The 16724-nt window shown below is 39.8% G+C and carries 19 protein-coding genes; 10 read left to right on the forward strand and 9 right to left on the reverse strand.

Annotated elements, in window-relative coordinates; translation table 11 throughout:
• The first annotated feature begins 36 nt into the window (after positions 1 to 36).
• The 3 genes from VM932_RS04150 to VM932_RS04160 all read left to right on the forward strand — a co-directional run bounded on the left by VM932_RS04150 (position 37) and on the right by VM932_RS04160 (position 3756).
• Positions 37 to 495, forward strand: coding sequence for a DUF6146 family protein (locus VM932_RS04150; RefSeq protein ID WP_428979718.1), 459 nt, complete (start codon positions 37 to 39; stop codon positions 493 to 495).
• A gap of 31 nt (positions 496 to 526) precedes the next feature.
• Complete coding sequence (locus tag VM932_RS04155) at positions 527 to 1042, forward strand: DUF6787 family protein (RefSeq protein ID WP_326277303.1); 516 nt, start codon at positions 527 to 529, stop codon at positions 1040 to 1042.
• Between the two features lie 437 nt (positions 1043 to 1479).
• Complete coding sequence (locus VM932_RS04160; RefSeq protein ID WP_326277304.1) at positions 1480 to 3756, forward strand: TonB-dependent receptor; 2277 nt, start codon at positions 1480 to 1482, stop codon at positions 3754 to 3756.
• Positions 3757 to 3875: 119 nt separating this feature from the next.
• On the opposite strand, the gene VM932_RS04165 is transcribed toward VM932_RS04160, so the two are convergent.
• The 3 genes from VM932_RS04165 to msrA are packed head-to-tail and all read right to left on the reverse strand — an operon-like array spanning position 3876 to position 5359.
• Positions 3876 to 4172: a hypothetical protein gene (locus VM932_RS04165; RefSeq protein ID WP_163624769.1), complete on the reverse strand. Its 297-nt coding sequence runs from the start codon at positions 4170 to 4172 to the stop codon at positions 3876 to 3878.
• A gap of 40 nt (positions 4173 to 4212) precedes the next feature.
• Complete coding sequence (folE, locus tag VM932_RS04170; protein ID WP_293163011.1) at positions 4213 to 4812, reverse strand: GTP cyclohydrolase I FolE; 600 nt, start codon at positions 4810 to 4812, stop codon at positions 4213 to 4215.
• Positions 4799 to 5359 (reverse strand): peptide-methionine (S)-S-oxide reductase MsrA, encoded by a 561-nt coding sequence (msrA, locus tag VM932_RS04175; protein ID WP_326277305.1) that lies wholly within the window; start codon positions 5357 to 5359, stop codon positions 4799 to 4801. Before msrA ends, folE begins: the two co-directional genes overlap by 14 nt.
• A gap of 384 nt (positions 5360 to 5743) precedes the next feature.
• Here msrA and VM932_RS04180 point away from each other — a divergent pair, with 384 nt between their 5' ends.
• Complete coding sequence (locus VM932_RS04180; protein ID WP_326277306.1) at positions 5744 to 6676, forward strand: peptidylprolyl isomerase; 933 nt, start codon at positions 5744 to 5746, stop codon at positions 6674 to 6676.
• Positions 6677 to 7111: 435 nt separating this feature from the next.
• Here VM932_RS04180 and VM932_RS04185 read toward each other — a convergent pair whose 3' ends face one another.
• Complete coding sequence (locus VM932_RS04185; protein ID WP_014034358.1) at positions 7112 to 7306, reverse strand: cold-shock protein; 195 nt, start codon at positions 7304 to 7306, stop codon at positions 7112 to 7114.
• Positions 7307 to 7389: 83 nt separating this feature from the next.
• Positions 7390 to 8028: a peroxiredoxin gene (locus tag VM932_RS04190; RefSeq protein ID WP_326277307.1), complete on the reverse strand. Its 639-nt coding sequence runs from the start codon at positions 8026 to 8028 to the stop codon at positions 7390 to 7392.
• Positions 8029 to 8312: 284 nt separating this feature from the next.
• Here VM932_RS04190 and VM932_RS04195 point away from each other — a divergent pair, with 284 nt between their 5' ends.
• A complete protein-coding gene (locus VM932_RS04195; protein WP_326277308.1) occupies positions 8313 to 8981 on the forward strand; it encodes an ABC transporter ATP-binding protein in 669 nt (222 codons plus the stop codon).
• Between the two features lies 1 nt (position 8982).
• Positions 8983 to 9747, forward strand: coding sequence for a TIGR02757 family protein (locus VM932_RS04200; protein WP_326277309.1), 765 nt, complete (start codon positions 8983 to 8985; stop codon positions 9745 to 9747).
• A gap of 169 nt (positions 9748 to 9916) precedes the next feature.
• Here the strand turns inward: VM932_RS04200 and VM932_RS04205 are convergent, their stop codons facing one another.
• The 4 genes from VM932_RS04205 to nusB all read right to left on the reverse strand — a co-directional run bounded on the left by VM932_RS04205 (position 9917) and on the right by nusB (position 13122).
• Positions 9917 to 11263 carry a Gfo/Idh/MocA family protein gene (locus tag VM932_RS04205; RefSeq protein ID WP_326277310.1) on the reverse strand — a complete coding sequence of 449 codons (1347 nt, stop codon included), beginning with the start codon at positions 11261 to 11263 and terminating at the stop codon, positions 9917 to 9919.
• A 92-nt stretch (positions 11264 to 11355) separates the two neighbouring features.
• Positions 11356 to 11646, reverse strand: a complete 291-nt coding sequence (gene yajC / locus VM932_RS04210) for a preprotein translocase subunit YajC (RefSeq protein ID WP_326277311.1) — start codon at positions 11644 to 11646, stop codon at positions 11356 to 11358.
• A gap of 13 nt (positions 11647 to 11659) precedes the next feature.
• Positions 11660 to 12136: a DUF1573 domain-containing protein gene (locus VM932_RS04215; RefSeq protein WP_326277312.1), complete on the reverse strand. Its 477-nt coding sequence runs from the start codon at positions 12134 to 12136 to the stop codon at positions 11660 to 11662.
• Positions 12137 to 12174: 38 nt separating this feature from the next.
• Entirely contained in the window at positions 12175 to 13122 is a 948-nt protein-coding gene (nusB, locus tag VM932_RS04220; RefSeq protein WP_326277313.1) for a transcription antitermination factor NusB, read from the reverse strand.
• A gap of 181 nt (positions 13123 to 13303) precedes the next feature.
• Between nusB and VM932_RS04225 the strand changes: the two genes are divergently transcribed.
• The 4 genes from VM932_RS04225 to VM932_RS04240 all read left to right on the forward strand — a co-directional run bounded on the left by VM932_RS04225 (position 13304) and on the right by VM932_RS04240 (position 16724).
• Entirely contained in the window at positions 13304 to 15058 is a 1755-nt protein-coding gene (locus VM932_RS04225; RefSeq protein WP_326277314.1) for an ABC transporter ATP-binding protein, read from the forward strand.
• A 75-nt stretch (positions 15059 to 15133) separates the two neighbouring features.
• Positions 15134 to 15505: a PUR family DNA/RNA-binding protein gene (locus VM932_RS04230; RefSeq protein WP_163624780.1), complete on the forward strand. Its 372-nt coding sequence runs from the start codon at positions 15134 to 15136 to the stop codon at positions 15503 to 15505.
• Positions 15506 to 15606: 101 nt separating this feature from the next.
• Positions 15607 to 16167 (forward strand): thioredoxin family protein, encoded by a 561-nt coding sequence (locus VM932_RS04235; protein ID WP_326277315.1) that lies wholly within the window; start codon positions 15607 to 15609, stop codon positions 16165 to 16167.
• Positions 16168 to 16205: 38 nt separating this feature from the next.
• Positions 16206 to 16724 (forward strand): GNAT family N-acetyltransferase, encoded by a 519-nt coding sequence (locus VM932_RS04240; protein WP_326277316.1) that lies wholly within the window; start codon positions 16206 to 16208, stop codon positions 16722 to 16724.

The following is a 16724-nucleotide window of genomic DNA, read 5'->3' on the forward strand; positions in this document are numbered from 1 at the left end:
TGAATTTTCAAGTGGCTTTTTTTGTATCTTAATAAGATGGAAAAGAAGCTTATACATACATTATTATTTTGTTTGATGTTTTGTTTTGGTCTGGTTTCTTGTACCACGCAAAAATCAACCTTGGATGTTTCAAGCGAAGAAAAGGCACTATTTGATTCGGAGGATGAAGAACCCGTAGAGATTGCCGATGATGAAACCGAGTACGAAATCATCATTATAGAGCCGGGTTTTTACACTTGGTTAAACTCCATTGCCCGGCCCGAGGGCTACTATTCCCAATCATTTTTGGAGAATAGAAATGCAATCATGGTTATTACTTGGAATCAAAGAGTGCTGCAACCCCAAAGATGGAATCCCAACCTATACGAAATGCAAATTAACTACGACCCAAGTATCGATTATGGTTACGAAGTCAACTATAAGCTCTATAACTACTTCATTTATTTTCAAAGAAAATACAATCAGCGGCTAGGGCCTTTTCTCCCAAGAATTTAATGTGTTATTTTTGCAATTCTAAATTTTTGCGATGCAGAAACTAAAACAGCGCTGGGAAATCCAAAAAAATTGGCAACTTTTATTTCCGATTTTAGGTGCAATGTTGACACTATTTACCGCCTATGCTATTGTTCAGGGATTTGTAAATGCATTCGGTTTTGAGGGTCATAACTACGAGTGGCCCGTTCTGTTTGTTGCTACACCAATACTGTATTATTTTTTGGTAAAGTTCTTTATTTGGTGCTTTAAAAAAGTTGAAAATAAATGGAAAGTGGACTATAAATGGGAAATGATCGCCATTTTCATTGTTTTTGCGATTACAGGCAGTCTTTCCGGTAAATTGGCCGATCCCTTGGTGCATTGGATCGGATTGGATAGTGAAAATGTACACTCTACAATATATTGGGCACTCCGAATCCTATTGATTTTTCCCATCTACCAAATTCTCCTTGTTTTTATTGGCTGGTTATTCGGTCAGTATCAATTTTTTTGGGATTTTGAGAAAAAGATGCTTAAGCGTATGGGGTTAGGTGCTTTCTTTTCATAGTTTATAATTCTTTTAACATAAAAAGAGTAAGTGCCTTAGTTACTTTTGTGAAGTATGTTTACCAACCTCCATAAACGTATACTCATCTTTGTTTCCCTTGTAATGTTGGCGGCAATTTTAGCTCCCTCCTTTATAAAATTGGGACACGCTTTATATGAACACAACCAAGAAGAGCAATGTATTGCGTATGGCACTAATCACATTCACGATGCCAATCTGGATTGTGATTTTCATGACTTTACCCTAGTCAATAAAGTACTCTTCAATTTTTCTTTTACCTACATTCCGGTCGACATACCCGAAATTTGGTACACGACTTCCATTTACAACTTTATTTACAAGCCCAGAGAAGTTTCTTTTCGGGCTTTACGAGGGCCCCCGACAGTTTCATAGTAATTACCGATTGATTTAAATTTTTAAACCATTTATTTATTACAATGAAACAATTTTATATTTCAATGCTTTTGGTATTGACATCCATTTATACCTATTCCCAAAATACACTTTCGGGAAACGTTTCGGACGCTGAAACTGGCGAACCCTTGGAGCAGGTTTCCGTTTATATACCTCAATTGGAAAACGGAACGGTTACTGACCAAAATGGGAACTATTCCCTCAAAAACCTTCCAGAAGGAAACTATAAGCTCGTTATATCTTACTTAGGATTTGAAACCTATTCAACTTCTGTAGAAATCAACTCTGGAAACAACCAATTTGATTATCAAATGGTACCATCTGCCATAGAAATGGATGAAGTGGTACTGTCTACACCATTCCACAAATTACAGCGTGAAAACGTGATGAAGGTGGAACAAAAATCCATGGAAGAACTGAAACAACAAGGCGGCATAACCCTATCCGAAGGAATTTCGAATATCCCAGGGGTTTCTTCTGTCTCTACGGGTGTGGGAATTGGAAAACCCGTTATCCGAGGTTTAAGTTTTAACCGTGTTCTAGTTTACACTCAAGGTGTTCGTCTGGAAAACCAGCAATTTGGTGGTGAACATGGTTTGGGCATCAATGATGCGGGAATTGCAAGTGTAGAAGTTATTAAAGGCCCAGCATCCTTGTTGTATGGTTCCGACGCCTTGGGCGGTGTACTCTATTTAAATCCGGAAAAGTTTGAAGCCTCTGGCGAAACTTCAGGAGATGTAAACATGAGATATTTTACCAATACCATGGGGTATAATGCCAATGCAGGTTTTAAGACATCCGGGGAAAAATTAAAGTTTTTGGTACGCGGTGCTTACGCTACCAACGCCGATTATGAAACTGGCGACGGAACAAGCGTTACAAATTCTAGGTTTAACGAAGCGGATTTAAAAACCGGTCTTGCCTACCAAGCGGCTAAATTTAAGACGGAACTCCGATACAATTACAATGCTTCGGAGCTTGGTATTCCTGAAGAAATTGGGGTTCAGAACAACGATCGTTATCCGTTGGAGCCTTATCAAGAGCTTTCCACACATATTATAAGTTCTAAAAACAACCTTTTCTTTAAAAAATCGAGTTTAGAGGCCACTTTTGGGTTTACTGTAAACGACAGAAAAGAGTTCGAGGAGCACCATCACGATGAGCACGAAGGTGAGGAACACGAAGGCGAAGAGCATGCCGAGGAAGAGCATGAAGAAGGAGAAGGAGCTGCTTTGGACATGCGTTTGAGCACCTTCAACTACAACATCCAATTTAATCCGCAATGGGGAAAAATGACAACCATTTTTGGGGTTCAGGGAATGCATCAAACCAATGAAAACTTCGGGGAAGAAGTGTTGGTGCCCAATGCTACAACAAACGATTTTGGTGTTTTGGCCACTTCTCACATTCATTTCAACAAAAGTGATTTACAAATTGGATTGCGTTACGACCTTAGATCTATCAATGGTGAAGAAAGTGGTATCGAAGGGGATGAAGAGTACATTCCTACTTTGAACAAGGACTTCAATAGTTTCAACGCTGCTGTGGGTTACCGAATGGATTTGACCCAAAACGTAATGGGCCGTTTGAACCTGGCAACAGGCTTTAGGGCCCCTAACCTATCGGAATTGACCTCAAATGGCCTGCACAGTGGAGCGAATAGAGTGGAAATCGGGAATGCTGACTTGGAAAGCGAACAGAACTTTCAAGTGGATTTGGCTTTGGAGTATGGTAACAAGCACCTGGAGGCCTACATTAATTCATTTTATAATATTGTAAATGACTATATTTATTTGGAGCCAACCGGAGAATTCCGAGAATTAGACCCAATTTATGATTTTCAACAGCAAAACGCCATTTTGTATGGTGGTGAGTTCGGATTCCACCTGCACCCCCACCCTATTGATTGGCTCCATTTGGAAAGTAGCTACGATATTGTTTTTGGTGAATTGGAAGATAAATCGGATCTCCCCTTGATTCCAGCCAACCGTTGGACAAACACTTTTAGAGTGGAATGGAAAAAAAGTAAGCAAGATTATAAATGCTATGCGTTTGTAACGCTTCAAACCTTTTTTGACCAAAATAAAGTAGCAGATTTTGAAGCTCCTACTCCCAGATACAATCTATTCAATGTTGGTGTGGGAGGCGATTTACGAATCTTCAACCAAAAAGTGGGATATTCCATTACAGGAAACAACATTTTTAATAAAAACTACATCTCACATTTGTCCAGGTTAAAAGCTGATGGTATTGTCAATATTGGAAGAAACATTTCTTTCAATTTGAATGTTCCGTTGTGATAACAAATCGGTAGAAATTATAAATTGAAAATCGTCAGTTCGAGTAATTTTCGAGTATAGCGAAGAAAATTGTATCGAGAATAAAGTTCATTCTAAATCAAATTAGAATAAATTTAAGGTCAATCCTTTTTAGGTTGGCCTTTTTTCTTGCTCAAAAGATAAGTATAGATCCAAGTCAAGGTAAAAGTAGGGATTACGTCCATACCAGGCACCAGCTCCTCGGCAAAAGTCACCAAACCTGCTGCCTGTCCTACCCTGCCCTTGTAAAGTCTGGTCATGAGCCATCCCGCAACGGGGGCCCAGATTACATCGGAAAACTCTCCAATTCCTGGAATCATAAAGGATAGCATACCAATGCCATCGAACAATAATCCCAATAGTAGATTACGATACTTGTTATCTTTTTCTTCTGCCATAAAGGAAAAATAGCAATTCCCACTTAATTGAAAAAGCAGTTTAGGACAAATCGGAGCTGATGAGCTTTAAAAACTCGTTTCTGGTCTCAATTTTTTCAAATTGTCCTCTAAAACCAGAGGTTGTCGTCACAGAGTTTTGTTTTTGCACACCACGCATCATCATACACATATGGGCGGCCTCTATTACAACGGCAACGCCTTTGGGTTTTAATGTTTTGTTGATGCATTCCAGAATATCGTGCGTCAACCGCTCCTGCACCTGCAACCTACGGGCAAAAACATCTACAACACGGGGAATTTTGCTCAAACCTACAATATGTCCGTTGGGGATGTAAGCTACATGGGCTTTGCCAAAAAATGGCAGCATGTGGTGCTCACAAAGCGAATAAAGCTCAATATCCTTTATTATGACCATATCGTCATAATCCTCTGCAAACATGGCACCTTTCAGAATTTCTTCGGCGTCCTGTTTGTAACCTTGCGTTAAAAAAAGCATAGCTTTTGCGGCACGTTCAGGTGTTTTTAAAAGCCCCTCTCGGGTTACATCCTCTCCGATATCCTCCACTATCTTTGAGAAATGCTCTTTTACCTCATTGGTAATTTCAATATTATACTCTTCGAGGTTTCTATAGGGTGCCATGCTTAAGTTTTTTTGAAAAATAGTTGTTCAGTTTTTTGATCTTGGGATCAATTATAATTTGACAATACGGTTGTTTCCTATGTTGGTTGTAATAATTATGATGGTCTTCTTCTGCCAAATAAAAGGGTTTTTCAGCAGATATTGCTGTTACAATTGGGGAATCGAACACTTCTTCTTTTTCCAAAAGTTTGATAAAGTCCTCTGCCAATTCCTTTTGTTCCTCGGTAGTATAGAAAATTTCACTGCGATATTGCGTGCCCACATCATTTCCTTGACGGTTTAACGTTGTGGGGTCGTGAGTGGCAAAAAAAATTTCCAATAACTCTTTATATGATATTCGTGAAGCATCAAATGTTATTTTTACTCCCTCGGCATGTCCTGTTCTTCCTGTAGCAATCTCTCTGTACGCAGGGTTTTTAATGGTGCCACCCGTATAACCGGAAACCACCTCCTCTACTCCATTAAGTCGCTGAAAAACAGCTTCCGTGCACCAAAAACACCCTCCAGCAAATATTGCGGTTTCCAATTTTAAATTATTTTTGTTCATATCTTTTGATTCAAAGTTAAACAATATTTGATTGAGAAAATGAATTCTAGCAAATATTTATATAATCCTTGGTCGAAATTATCATAAAATTATCTTTTGCTGTTTACAAGCAGAAACCGGGTATAAAAAATGTTATCTTCCATCTTAAGGCGTGGTTCCCTGCCCAATTACTTAAAAGGGCGGTACATATTCGAATCATTCTACAAAAATATTGATACAACATTGCAGGTTTTACCCATGTAATTGGATAGGTGGGAATTTATAGTTGACAGTAAACCCTTTACACCATAGTCCCTGCTTTTGCCTTTAACCATAAACACCTACCTTTGCATCCTTGTAAAAATCCGAGAATTTAGTTTTTAATAACATATTAATCAACATACAATGCAAAACGGAATCTACGCAAAATTTAATACCACCAAAGGGGAGATATTGGTAAAACTTACCCACGATAAAACACCGGGAACGGTTGGCAACTTTGTTGCTTTGGCTGAAGGAAATATGGAAAACAGTGTAAAACCACAGGGTAAACCATATTATGATGGCCTAAAATTCCATAGGGTAATCGCCGATTTTATGATCCAAGGCGGGTGCCCAACCGGAACCGGAACCGGAGACCCAGGTTATAAGTTTGATGATGAGTTCCACCCCGATCTGGCACACGATGGTCCCGGAGTGTTGTCCATGGCCAATGCCGGGCCCGGCACCAATGGAAGCCAGTTTTTTATTACACATGCAGCTACTCCTTGGCTAGATAACAAACATACTATATTTGGTCGTGTACAAGAAGGTCAGGATATTGTGGATTCCATTGCCCAAGGCGATGCTATAGAAACTATAGAAATTGTGAGGGTTGGAGATGATGCCAAAAACTGGAATGCCGTAGAAGCCTTTAGGGCTTTTGAAGGAGCCAGGGAAAAGCGAATTGCCGAACAAAAAGCTGCCGCAGAGGCAGAAATGGAAAAATTGGCTGCTGGGTTTGACAAGACAGATAGCGGGCTGCGTCATAAAATGATTCAGAAGGGAAGTGGTGCCAAAGCTGAAAAAGGTAAAACAGTTTCCGTTCATTATGAAGGTGCATTGACCAACGGACAAATTTTTGACTCTTCCTATAAAAGAAACCAACCCATTGATTTTGTTTTGGGTATTGGACAGGTAATACCGGGATGGGACGAAGGAATTAGCCTACTGCAGGTAGGTGACAAGGCCCGTTTTGTAATTCCATCCCATTTGGCTTACGGAAGCACAGGCGCAGGAGGGGTTATTCCCCCGAACGCAACACTTATTTTTGATGTGGAACTGGTGAACGTGAAATAACAAGACTCTCGAGAATAAATAAAAAGCTCCCATTTATGGGAGTTTTTTATTTGGCCCTATTTACACTCAATAAAAGCAAACAAAGATTAAGGGCAAGCAATGTAATTAGAATGCTGAAAAAAGTGGTCATGGTTGTAACGTATTTATTACGTAACACCCAAACGTTAAAATACCCTACCTATTGCCCAAAATCTTTTTTAGTTACTTTTTAGAACCGTTTACACTCCACAACAGCAGCAGTGCATTTACGATTAAAAGGAACGAGAGTACTCCAAAAAAAGTGTTCATTTATATTGGATTTAATGGTTGTGGGGAACAGTGTGTTTATAGCTTAGATAGTAAAAAAATAAATGGTTGCGTGAGAATCGGAAAAAATGAATAAAAAAAGCCTGGGCAATGCCCAGGCTTTGTGTCTATAAAAAAGTATGTTATAACTTAATCCGCAACTTGTACATTAACGGCGTTTAATCCTTTTTTACCTTGTTGTAGTTCGAATTCTACAACGTCACCTTCTCTAATTTCATCGATTAAACCAGAAATGTGTACGAAGTGATCTGTGTTTGAACCATCTTCAGTGATAAATCCATAACCTTTAGAATCATTGAAGAATTTTACTGTTCCTTTACTCATAATATAAATTGAAAAAAATTAATTGAGCGACAAAGGTACGTTTAATTTATTGGGAATCAGTTTTTTTCTTAAAAATAAAATAATTATATGGTTGGATCAGGGGTTAAACGCAAGTATGGCTTGATTTCTTCCACACCTTTGGTAAAGATTCCTTTGGCCTCTTCGGTAGGTATAGATGGGCTTACCACAACTTTTTCTCCATTTTTCCAGTTGGCGGGAGTAGCCACTTTATGGTTGGCCGTTAATTGCAAAGAATCCACAACACGCAACAATTCGTAAAAATTACGTCCGGTCGAGGCAGGATATGTTAATGTAAGTTTGATTTTTTTATCGGGACCCACAATAAACACAGATCGTACAGTAAGTGTATCGTCTGCATTGGGGTGAATCATATCGTATAGATCCGAAACCTTTCTTTCCACATCGGCAACTATGGGGAAGTTGACCTTGGTGTTTTGGGTCTCGTTGATGTCCTTGATCCATTCCATGTGCGATGCTGCCCCATCAACACTCAATGCCATCATCTTTACGTTTCTTTTGTCGAACTCATCCTTAAACTTGGCAGCTGTACCCAGTTCGGTGGTGCAAACAGGAGTAAAGTCAGCAGGGTGAGAAAATAGAATCCCCCAACTATCGCCAAGGTATTCATAAAAATTAAGTGTTCCTTCCGAAGTAACTGCAGTAAAATCCGGAGCAGTATCTCCCAATCGTAAAGTTGCCATATATTTTCTGATTTTAAAGTTTGAAAAATTAGTACCCTACAAAATTACTAGATTATTTGTGTATTGCGCATAAAATCAGTTAAAAGTGTATTAAAAATACCTGTTGTACATTTTAGAGTACCTGTTTCAAAAAAACATCAAGGACTAACATCTGAGCATACCAAATATCAATACAATTTTATTGGCTTGAGCCAAAAAAACTTAACTTGGTAGGTGTTCATCAAGAAAATACATTCTTTACGATACAGCAGTAATCATTATCTTCGACCAACGAAGTTGTATTTATGATAAAGGCCACTAATATTCAAAAAAGTTACGGAGACCTCAAAGTTTTAAAAGGGGTCGATTTGGCAATAAAAAAAGGCGAAGTGGTTTCCATTGTTGGTGCCTCGGGTGCAGGAAAAACCACTTTATTACAAATTTTGGGCACCTTGGACACCCCTACCAACAAAGGAGAGAGCACACTTCTTATCAGCGACACCGAAGTAAACCAACTTAACGATAAGAGCTTGGCACAGTTCCGGAACGAGCATATCGGTTTTATTTTTCAGTTTCACCAATTGTTGCCCGAGTTTACAGCCTTAGAAAATGTTTGCATTCCAGCTTTCATTAAAAAAACGCCACGGGCCGAAGCTGAAAAGCGAGCCAAGGAACTGTTGGACTTTTTAGGATTGCAGGATCGTTACGACCACAAACCCAATGCCCTCTCTGGGGGTGAACAACAACGTGTTGCCGTCGCCCGTTCGTTAATGAACAATCCCTCTGTAGTCTTGGCAGATGAACCCAGCGGAAACCTAGATTCCGAAAGTGCGGACAATCTACATCAACTTTTTTTTCAATTGCGTGATGAGTTTGGGCAGACCTTTGTGTTGGTGACCCACAACCTAGAGTTGGCCGACATGGCAGACCGAAAACTCACCATGGTCGATGGTTTGATCGTTTCCAAAGATTGATATGACCAAAACGGAACTCAAAGAATTTTTGGACGCCAAGGTATTGGAGTATAACCACCCAAAGTTTTTGGAAGATGACCCCATACAGATTCCGCACCTATTTACTAGTAAAGAAGATATTGAAATCAGTGCTTTTTTAACGGCCACCATTGCGTGGGGCAATCGCAAAAGCATTATCAACAACGCCTCTAAATTAATGGAGTTGATGGGCAACACACCTTATGATTTTGTAATAAACCATACCGATGATGATCTCGAAGAACTCCGGCCTTTTGTACACCGAACCTTTAATGGGATAGACCTTGTTTACTTTGTAAACAGTTTGAAGTATATTTATAAGAACCACGGTGGTTTGGAAGCGATTTTCACAGAGTATCAGACCAAAGACTCCATGCAGCCTGCCATTTCCAAGTTCAAGGAAGTGTTTTTTGAGTTGCCCCACCAAAGTAGAACCCAAAAACATGTTTCCGACCCTAATAAAGGTTCTGCCGCCAAACGTATCAATATGTTTTTACGTTGGATGGTTCGTGACAATGACACGGGAGTTGATTTTGGGCTTTGGGAAAAAATCGATCCCGGTAAGCTCTCCTGTCCGTTAGATGTACATTCGGGGAATGTGGCCCGAAAACTAAAACTGCTCAAACGCAAACAAAATGATGCCAAGGCATTAAAAGAGCTCGACATTAATCTTCGAAAATTGGATGCCACCGACCCTGTTAAATATGACTTTGCCCTATTTGGCTTAGGTGTTTTTGAGCGGTTTTAGAAACTTCTCAACATTCACTGAATAGGTATTTGGTTAAGTGTCTCCTTTTTCAATTTCGCTAATTTTTAGAAAACTACTTTAATAAAGTCCGCAAAATACACGCTTAAAAATTTTTCAAGGAGTAATCAAATCTTTTGGAATTTTTTCAATCCAAATTACTCCCTAGAAGTTATGTCCTCGGAAACTCCCAACCGTTATGGTATTCATTTTTCAACATGGTATCAGCTTCTGAGTGGTTAAACTTGCCGTTTTTAGCATCCCAGAAAAGTCGATCCCCTGTTTTATAGGCAATATTGCCCAAGTGGCTAACCACGGCTGCATCGTATCCAATTTTTATTGGTGCCTTCAAAATTGATTTATCTCGGGTTTTTACGGCTTCCAAAAAATTCTGTGTGTGCAGCCCTAACCCTTCCCCAACTCCTTGCTGTAACGATACGGCTTCTATTTTAGGCCCTAAATCTTTGCTCCAATGAGGGCGGTCGTGCTCTGGGATCACTTCCCATCCACCACGGTCCAGCACCAAGGTACCATTGTTGCCAATAAAGGCGATACCGTGGTTTCGTCCGTAATTGCCACCATCAATACCAGTGGCGTGTTCCCATAAGAGGGAAAAGTCACCAAAATCGTATACGGTCTGTAAGGTATCGGGTGTTTCTGCGGCATCATTGGGATAAGCAAATTTGCCCCCCATCGCCATTACGGATTTTGGTGTGGAGGCTTTCATGCCGTAAAGAGCATAATCGATCAAGTGAACGCCCCAATCCGTCATTAATCCACCAGCATAGTCCCAGAACCATCTAAAATTAAAATGGAACCTATTTTTATTGAATGTCCTTTTTTCCGCAGGGCCCAACCACATATCGTAATCCACTCCCTCCGGTACGGGACTATTTGGCACTACAGGTATGGATTGCATCCACCCTTGGTAGGCCCAAGTTTTTACCAAGCGAATCTGCCCCAATTTACCGGAATGTACGTAATTGATCGCATCTACAAAATGGGGCTCGCTACGCTGCCACTGGCCTATTTGCACCATTCTATCACTTGCATTTACTTTGGCAAGCATGGCATCGCTCTCTGCTACTGAGTTGGCAATGGGCTTTTCGCAATACACGTCTTTGCCTGCATCAATGGCATCTGTAAGTTGTAGACAATGCCAATGGTCCGGAGTTCCGATAATGGCAATGTGAATATCTTTGTCCTCTAGCAGTTTTCGGTAATCGGAATACCATTTTGGCTTTTTGATACCTCCTTTTTCCAGTTCTGCCGTTTTTTCGCGAAGTACATTTTCATCTACATCACAGAGGGCAACAATTTCCACTTCGCTGTTCTGGAGCATGGAACTTAAATCGGAAAAGCCCATACCCTTACAACCTATAAGACCAACCTGTACTTTATCGTTAGGACTTGTGTTTTTCCGAATTGATGCCAATAACTCGGTAGGAAATACCATTGATGCTCCCAAACCTGCCACATACATTCCACCACGTTTTACAAATTGTCTTCTTGTTCCCATATTCTGTAAAAATTTGGAAAAAGATACAAAAAAACGTCCCTTGAAGTTTAATTTTCAAGGGACGTTTTTGAATTTAATGTATGTACTTTCGTTTACTTCTTTTCGGCGGGAGCGTTCAATTTTTTACTCATTTCCATAGAAATGGCTGAGCGGTCGAACTTTAAACGGCCTGCCATGGTTTCGATGACACAGGAAAAATCATTGTCGTTCAATTCCACGATTTTGCCGTGCAGCCCACTTTTGGTAATGATTTTATCACCTTTTTTTAATTCTGAAGCGAATTTTTTCTCATCCTTCTGACGTTTCATCTGCGGGCGAATCATAAAAAAATACGCCACGGCAAAAATCAATATCAGCGGTAAAAACTGTCCTATATTTTCCATTTAGGTCTTTTAATTATTTAATAGGGCCTGCTGGTGTAGCTCCCGGTGCTTGAACAAATGCCTTGATTCTCAATATTTCTGAACCTTTAGCTGTATTTGCGTTTACGGTAATTGTTTTGGTGACCTGGTTTTGACCAGATCCGTTGAACTTAACCAACAACTCTCCTGTTTCTCCTGGTGCAATAGGGTCTTTTGGAGGGTTTGGCACGGTACAACCACAGCTACTTTTAGCATTTGTAATGATCAAAGGGGCGTTGCCGGTATTGGTAAATGCAAAAGTTGTTTCTTGTGGAGTTCCCCGTTGGATCGTACCGAAATCGTGTTCAGTTTTCTCAAAGGTCATTACGGGAACATTTTTTGCTGCTTCATCCCTGTCCACAGCACTCTCAACGTTGTCAGCAACTATTTTTTTTGATGCTTTGTCCTTGCATGATACGCCCATTATGGCGGCTACCATGATCAAACTTAAAATTGTTGTTATTCTTTTCATGATTAAAATTTGTTTTTCCAAAATTAAGGAATAATTGTTTATTGTAAGCCTCTACCTATTTTTTGAAGCCTACCATCTGATTTATACTCTTTTACCAACTTGTCCAAAACACCATTAATAAAAATGCTGCTCTTTGGTGTGGAGTATTCTTTGGCAATCTCCAAATACTCGTTCAAGGTTACTTTTTCTGGTATGGAATGGAAGTTGAGCAGCTCACAAATGGCCATTTTTAAAATAATGGAATCTATCTCTGCGATACGGTCGTTGTCCCAATTGGGTGTTTTACCTTCGATTTCCTTTTCCCATTTGGCATCGTTGAGCAATGTCTTGGTTAACAGTTCGTTGGCAAAATCCATGTCCTGTTGGTCTTTTAGTAAAGCTGGTAAAAAGAAACGGTCCCCGGAATCCGGTTTGGCCTTTTTTAAACGCTTTACCAAAAATGTGTTCACAATGGGGAAGTCATCCACCCAAGTTAACTTATCATCCTCAAAGTAATCGTAAATTTTTTCGTTGGGCGCTATAATTTCCTTGAACAGTTGAATAACAATATTGCGGTCGTCCGCATAGCTGTCTTCGCCATTGGACATATACTCCTTATAAATATCGCTGGTAATAATTTCTTTATGAATGATTTTTACATATTCATCATTCATGTACCAATTGTCCAATTTTCGCTTGGAAATCTCGTTTTTCAAGACCTCGTTGTTCACCAATTGCAGCAACAAACGATTTTTTATAAACTTTTCGGGGTTTGGGTAGTTGTCTTCTTCGGTGGCCACATATTTTTTGGAAGCGTGGCTCACATGTTTTTCCGCCAAACGATGGAGTTCGGCCAAAAGGCTTAAAATCAAAAGGTATAGAACGTACATGTTTTCTATACTAACTCTCAAAAACTTTTCTTGTTTTTGCAAGGATTCATCCTTGGATTGCACCAATGCATAGATGCACTGCATTACTTTTACTCTGATGTGCCTTCGGGTAAGCATGTTTAAAGAACTTTTAAAGTCATTGTTTGGCTTTCACTCCGCAAAAGTAATCTTATATTTGAATCTTACCTACCAAAGTTACTTTCTTATCAGTTTTATAACGTTTACTTTGTTTGGTATGGTATATATTTGCGGGATTGTCGCTGTACATTTACCCTAAAAATCACTTTTTTACCTTTTTATGAAGGAACTGAAACACCTAAATAAATATTTTAAAAAATATTGGCTCAAACTTTTTTTGGGGATTCTCATTACCATAATTGCCCGTGTTTTTTCCTTGGTAATGCCTTCGTATGTGAACAAATCCATACAGGCAGTCGAAGATTTTGCATCGGATGTGATCAGCCTTTCGGATGCCAAGGGATTATTGCTACAGTACATTCTCATTATCGTTGGAGCTGCTATTCTTTCAGGACTTTTTACTTTTTTGATGCGCCAGACCATCATCAACGTGTCGCGCTATATTGAATACGACCTAAAAAACGAGGTTTTTGACCATTATCAGTTACTTAGTCTCAATTTTTACAAAAAAAACAGGATTGGGGATTTAATGAACCGAATCAGTGAAGACATCAACCAAGTTCGTATGTATGGCGGCCCTGCCATTATGTACGGTATTCAAACCTTAACGCTTTTTGTGTGCTTGGTCCCCCTAATGTTTATAAAGGCCCCTACCCTGGCAGCCTATACCTTGCTTCCGTTACCTATTTTATCTGTTTTGATTTACCAGATCAGTAAAATTATCCACAAAAGAAGCACCAAGGTCCAAGAATATTTGTCCACCCTGTCCACTTTTACGCAAGAATCCTTTTCGGGGATTTCAGTAATAAAGGCATACAGCATTGAGCCCCGAATAAATACAGAGCTTCGTGGATTGGCGCAAGAGGGAAAAGATACCAGTATGGCCCTAGCCAAAGTGAACGCTTGGTTCTTTCCTTTAATGATTTTATTGATAGGTATCAGCAATGTGTTTGTGATATACATAGGTGGACGCCAATATATAAATGGGGAAATTGAGACCATTGGGATCATTGCCGAGTTTATTCTTTACGTAAATATGCTTACATGGCCCGTTGCCGTTGTGGGGTGGCTTACATCCATAGTACAAAGGGCAGAGGCTTCGCAAAAAAGAATAAACGAATTTTTAAAGGAAGAGCCTTCCATTAAAAACCAAGTAAAAAAACCGACCCCGATTATTGGTGGAATTGAGTTCAGAAATGTGACCTTTACCTACGAAGACACCAATATAACTGCCCTCAAAAATGTTTCATTTACTGTTGAAGCCGGTCAAACTGTGGCTATTTTAGGAAAAACAGGTGCAGGGAAATCAACGATATTGGATTTGGTGGCCCGCTTGTACGACACCTCTTCTGGAGAAGTATTGATTGATGGCATTCCTGTTCAACAACTAAACCTTGATAGCCTACGCAGCTCCATTGGCGCCGTACCCCAAGATGCTTTCTTGTTCTCGGATACCATTGAGAACAATATTCGTTTTGGAAATGAAAATGCTACGCACAACGATATTGTGGAAGTAGCCAAAAAAGCTGTGGTACACAAAAATATCCAAGGCTTTGCCAAAAAATACAATACGGTTCTGGGCGAAAGGGGCATCACATTGAGCGGTGGCCAAAAACAACGGGTTTCCATTGCCCGTGCCCTTTTAAAAGACCCCAAAATCTATCTTTTTGATGATTGCCTATCCGCTGTGGATACTGAGACCGAGGAAGAGATTCTCAATAATTTAAAAAGAGTATCGGAAAGTAAAACCACGCTTATTGTAAGTCACAGGGTATCATCTGCCAAGAATGCCGATAAAATCATAGTGTTGGACAACGGCAGCATCATTCAAGAGGGTACCCACGAGGAATTGAACAATACCGAAGGGTATTACAAAGACCTCTACATCAACCAACTCTCGGGTAAAGATTCATAAAAAAGTTGCTGAATTAGCTTTTTTTTTACATTTTTGATGACATAATTCAACATAGTACTAAATACACTATACCATATGGGCCAGAAAGATACAATGGATCAGGAAGAGATTTATTCGAAAGTCTTAAGAGCAGGAAGAAGAACCTATTTTTTTGACGTAAGAAGTACCAAGGCCGGAGATTACTACCTTACCATCACCGAAAGTAAAAAGTTTACCCACGACGATGGTTCTTTCCACTACAAAAAGCACAAGATTTATCTGTACAAAGAAGATTTTAGTGCTTTCCGTGAGATTATGGAAGAGATGATGGATTACATTATTGACGAAAAAGGTACCGAGGTTATCTCCGAACGCCATCAAAAAGATTTTAAAAAGGAAGAAAACAGTTTTAGTGAAAACGGGGCTGCATCGGGCAACTTTACCGATGTAAGTTTCGACGATATCTAAAAACATCTCCTTTAAAAAAAATTAAACGACCTGTATTTTTTGCAGGTCGTTTTTTTATTTTTACCATATACGACCTTGTGCAATCCTAAAATTTAAGAACAATGGCTAGGACTCCCAGTAACATGCTCCCTTTGGGCACCAAGGCTCCCAACTTTGAACTGTTGGACACCGTTTCCGATAAAAAACGCTCTTTGGACGAGCTGAAAGGAGAAAAAGGGACCTTGGTAATGTTTATTTGTAACCACTGCCCTTTTGTGGTTCATGTAAACCCGATGATCGTAAAGTTGGCTCAAGAATATCAGGAAAAAGGAATTGCCTTTGTGGCCATTTCCAGCAACGATGTGGAAAACTATCCACAAGATGCCCCGCATTTAATGACCGAGAAAGCCAAAAAGGAAGGCTATACGTTCCCCTATTTATATGACGAAGCACAAGAAACAGCAAAGGCATACGATGCGGCCTGTACTCCCGATTTCTATCTCTTTGATGCGAATTTGTCCTTGGTCTACCGCGGCCAATTGGACGACTCCAGACCGGGAAACGGAATTCCACTTACAGGAACGGACCTTAAAAATGCAATGGATGCCGTCCTGAATGGTAAAGCTGTAAATTCCGAGCAAAAGCCAAGTCTGGGCTGCAATATTAAATGGATCAACACCTAGCACTATAATAAAGAATGACTCTTACTGTTCAAAAAAACATGGTAAGCTTGGAACCCGTTATCCAAGATAACTTAAATGAATATTTGGCTGTTGGCGTAAAATCGTACTGCGAACATTACCTACATCTTTGGGAAAACGAAGATCCAACCCCCTATATTTCGTATGGACTGACCAAAGAAGTTGTTGAGCGTGACCTTCAGGACCCCAATGCGTTCAACTATCTAATTCAACAAAACAATAAAAACGTTGGTATCCTTAAATTGGTAAAAAACTGTGGCATCGATGAAATTGCAGATACAGATGCGCTTAAAGCAGAGAAAATTTATTTACTGAAAGAGCACTCAGGTAAAGGAATAGGCAAACAAGTGCTTCAATTTATTGAAGATACGGCGAGAGATTTGAACAAGAAAATCGTTTGGTTGGATGCCATGCAAAAAGGAAACCCGATTCATTTCTATCAAAAAAACGGATTTACCATCAAACGGGAGAGCGAGGTGGTTTTGCCCCGCGTTAAACCTACCGAGAAGGCCATGTGGATCTTAACCAAAAACCTTTAG

This window comes from Flagellimonas halotolerans (genome assembly GCF_035818535.1).
GTDB classification, from domain to species: Bacteria; Bacteroidota; Bacteroidia; order Flavobacteriales; family Flavobacteriaceae; genus Flagellimonas; species Flagellimonas halotolerans.

Bases quoted from the DNA above. Each gene is read 5' to 3' on its own strand.
- folE (WP_293163011.1), bottom strand. From the start codon at position 4,812: ATGGCACCCTATAGAAACCTCGAAGAGTATAATATTGAAATTACCAAT.
- VM932_RS04185 (WP_014034358.1), bottom strand. From the start codon at position 7,306: ATGAGTAAAGGAACAGTAAAATTCTTCAATGATTCTAAAGGTTATGGA.
- VM932_RS04160 (WP_326277304.1), top strand. From the start codon at position 1,480: ATGAAACAATTTTATATTTCAATGCTTTTGGTATTGACATCCATTTAT.
- yajC (WP_326277311.1), bottom strand. From the start codon at position 11,646: ATGGAAAATATAGGACAGTTTTTACCGCTGATATTGATTTTTGCCGTG.
- VM932_RS04225 (WP_326277314.1), top strand. From the start codon at position 13,304: ATGAAGGAACTGAAACACCTAAATAAATATTTTAAAAAATATTGGCTC.
- VM932_RS04240 (WP_326277316.1), top strand. From the start codon at position 16,206: ATGGTAAGCTTGGAACCCGTTATCCAAGATAACTTAAATGAATATTTG.
- VM932_RS04165 (WP_163624769.1), bottom strand. From the start codon at position 4,172: ATGGCAGAAGAAAAAGATAACAAGTATCGTAATCTACTATTGGGATTA.
- VM932_RS04205 (WP_326277310.1), bottom strand. From the start codon at position 11,263: ATGGGAACAAGAAGACAATTTGTAAAACGTGGTGGAATGTATGTGGCA.
- nusB (WP_326277313.1), bottom strand. From the start codon at position 13,122: ATGCTTACCCGAAGGCACATCAGAGTAAAAGTAATGCAGTGCATCTAT.
- msrA (WP_326277305.1), bottom strand. From the start codon at position 5,359: ATGAACAAAAATAATTTAAAATTGGAAACCGCAATATTTGCTGGAGGG.
- VM932_RS04155 (WP_326277303.1), top strand. From the start codon at position 527: ATGCAGAAACTAAAACAGCGCTGGGAAATCCAAAAAAATTGGCAACTT.
- VM932_RS04215 (WP_326277312.1), bottom strand. From the start codon at position 12,136: ATGAAAAGAATAACAACAATTTTAAGTTTGATCATGGTAGCCGCCATA.
- VM932_RS04200 (WP_326277309.1), top strand. From the start codon at position 8,983: ATGACCAAAACGGAACTCAAAGAATTTTTGGACGCCAAGGTATTGGAG.
- VM932_RS04235 (WP_326277315.1), top strand. From the start codon at position 15,607: ATGGCTAGGACTCCCAGTAACATGCTCCCTTTGGGCACCAAGGCTCCC.
- VM932_RS04230 (WP_163624780.1), top strand. From the start codon at position 15,134: ATGGGCCAGAAAGATACAATGGATCAGGAAGAGATTTATTCGAAAGTC.
- VM932_RS04180 (WP_326277306.1), top strand. From the start codon at position 5,744: ATGCAAAACGGAATCTACGCAAAATTTAATACCACCAAAGGGGAGATA.
- VM932_RS04150 (WP_428979718.1), top strand. From the start codon at position 37: ATGGAAAAGAAGCTTATACATACATTATTATTTTGTTTGATGTTTTGT.
- VM932_RS04195 (WP_326277308.1), top strand. From the start codon at position 8,313: ATGATAAAGGCCACTAATATTCAAAAAAGTTACGGAGACCTCAAAGTT.
- VM932_RS04190 (WP_326277307.1), bottom strand. From the start codon at position 8,028: ATGGCAACTTTACGATTGGGAGATACTGCTCCGGATTTTACTGCAGTT.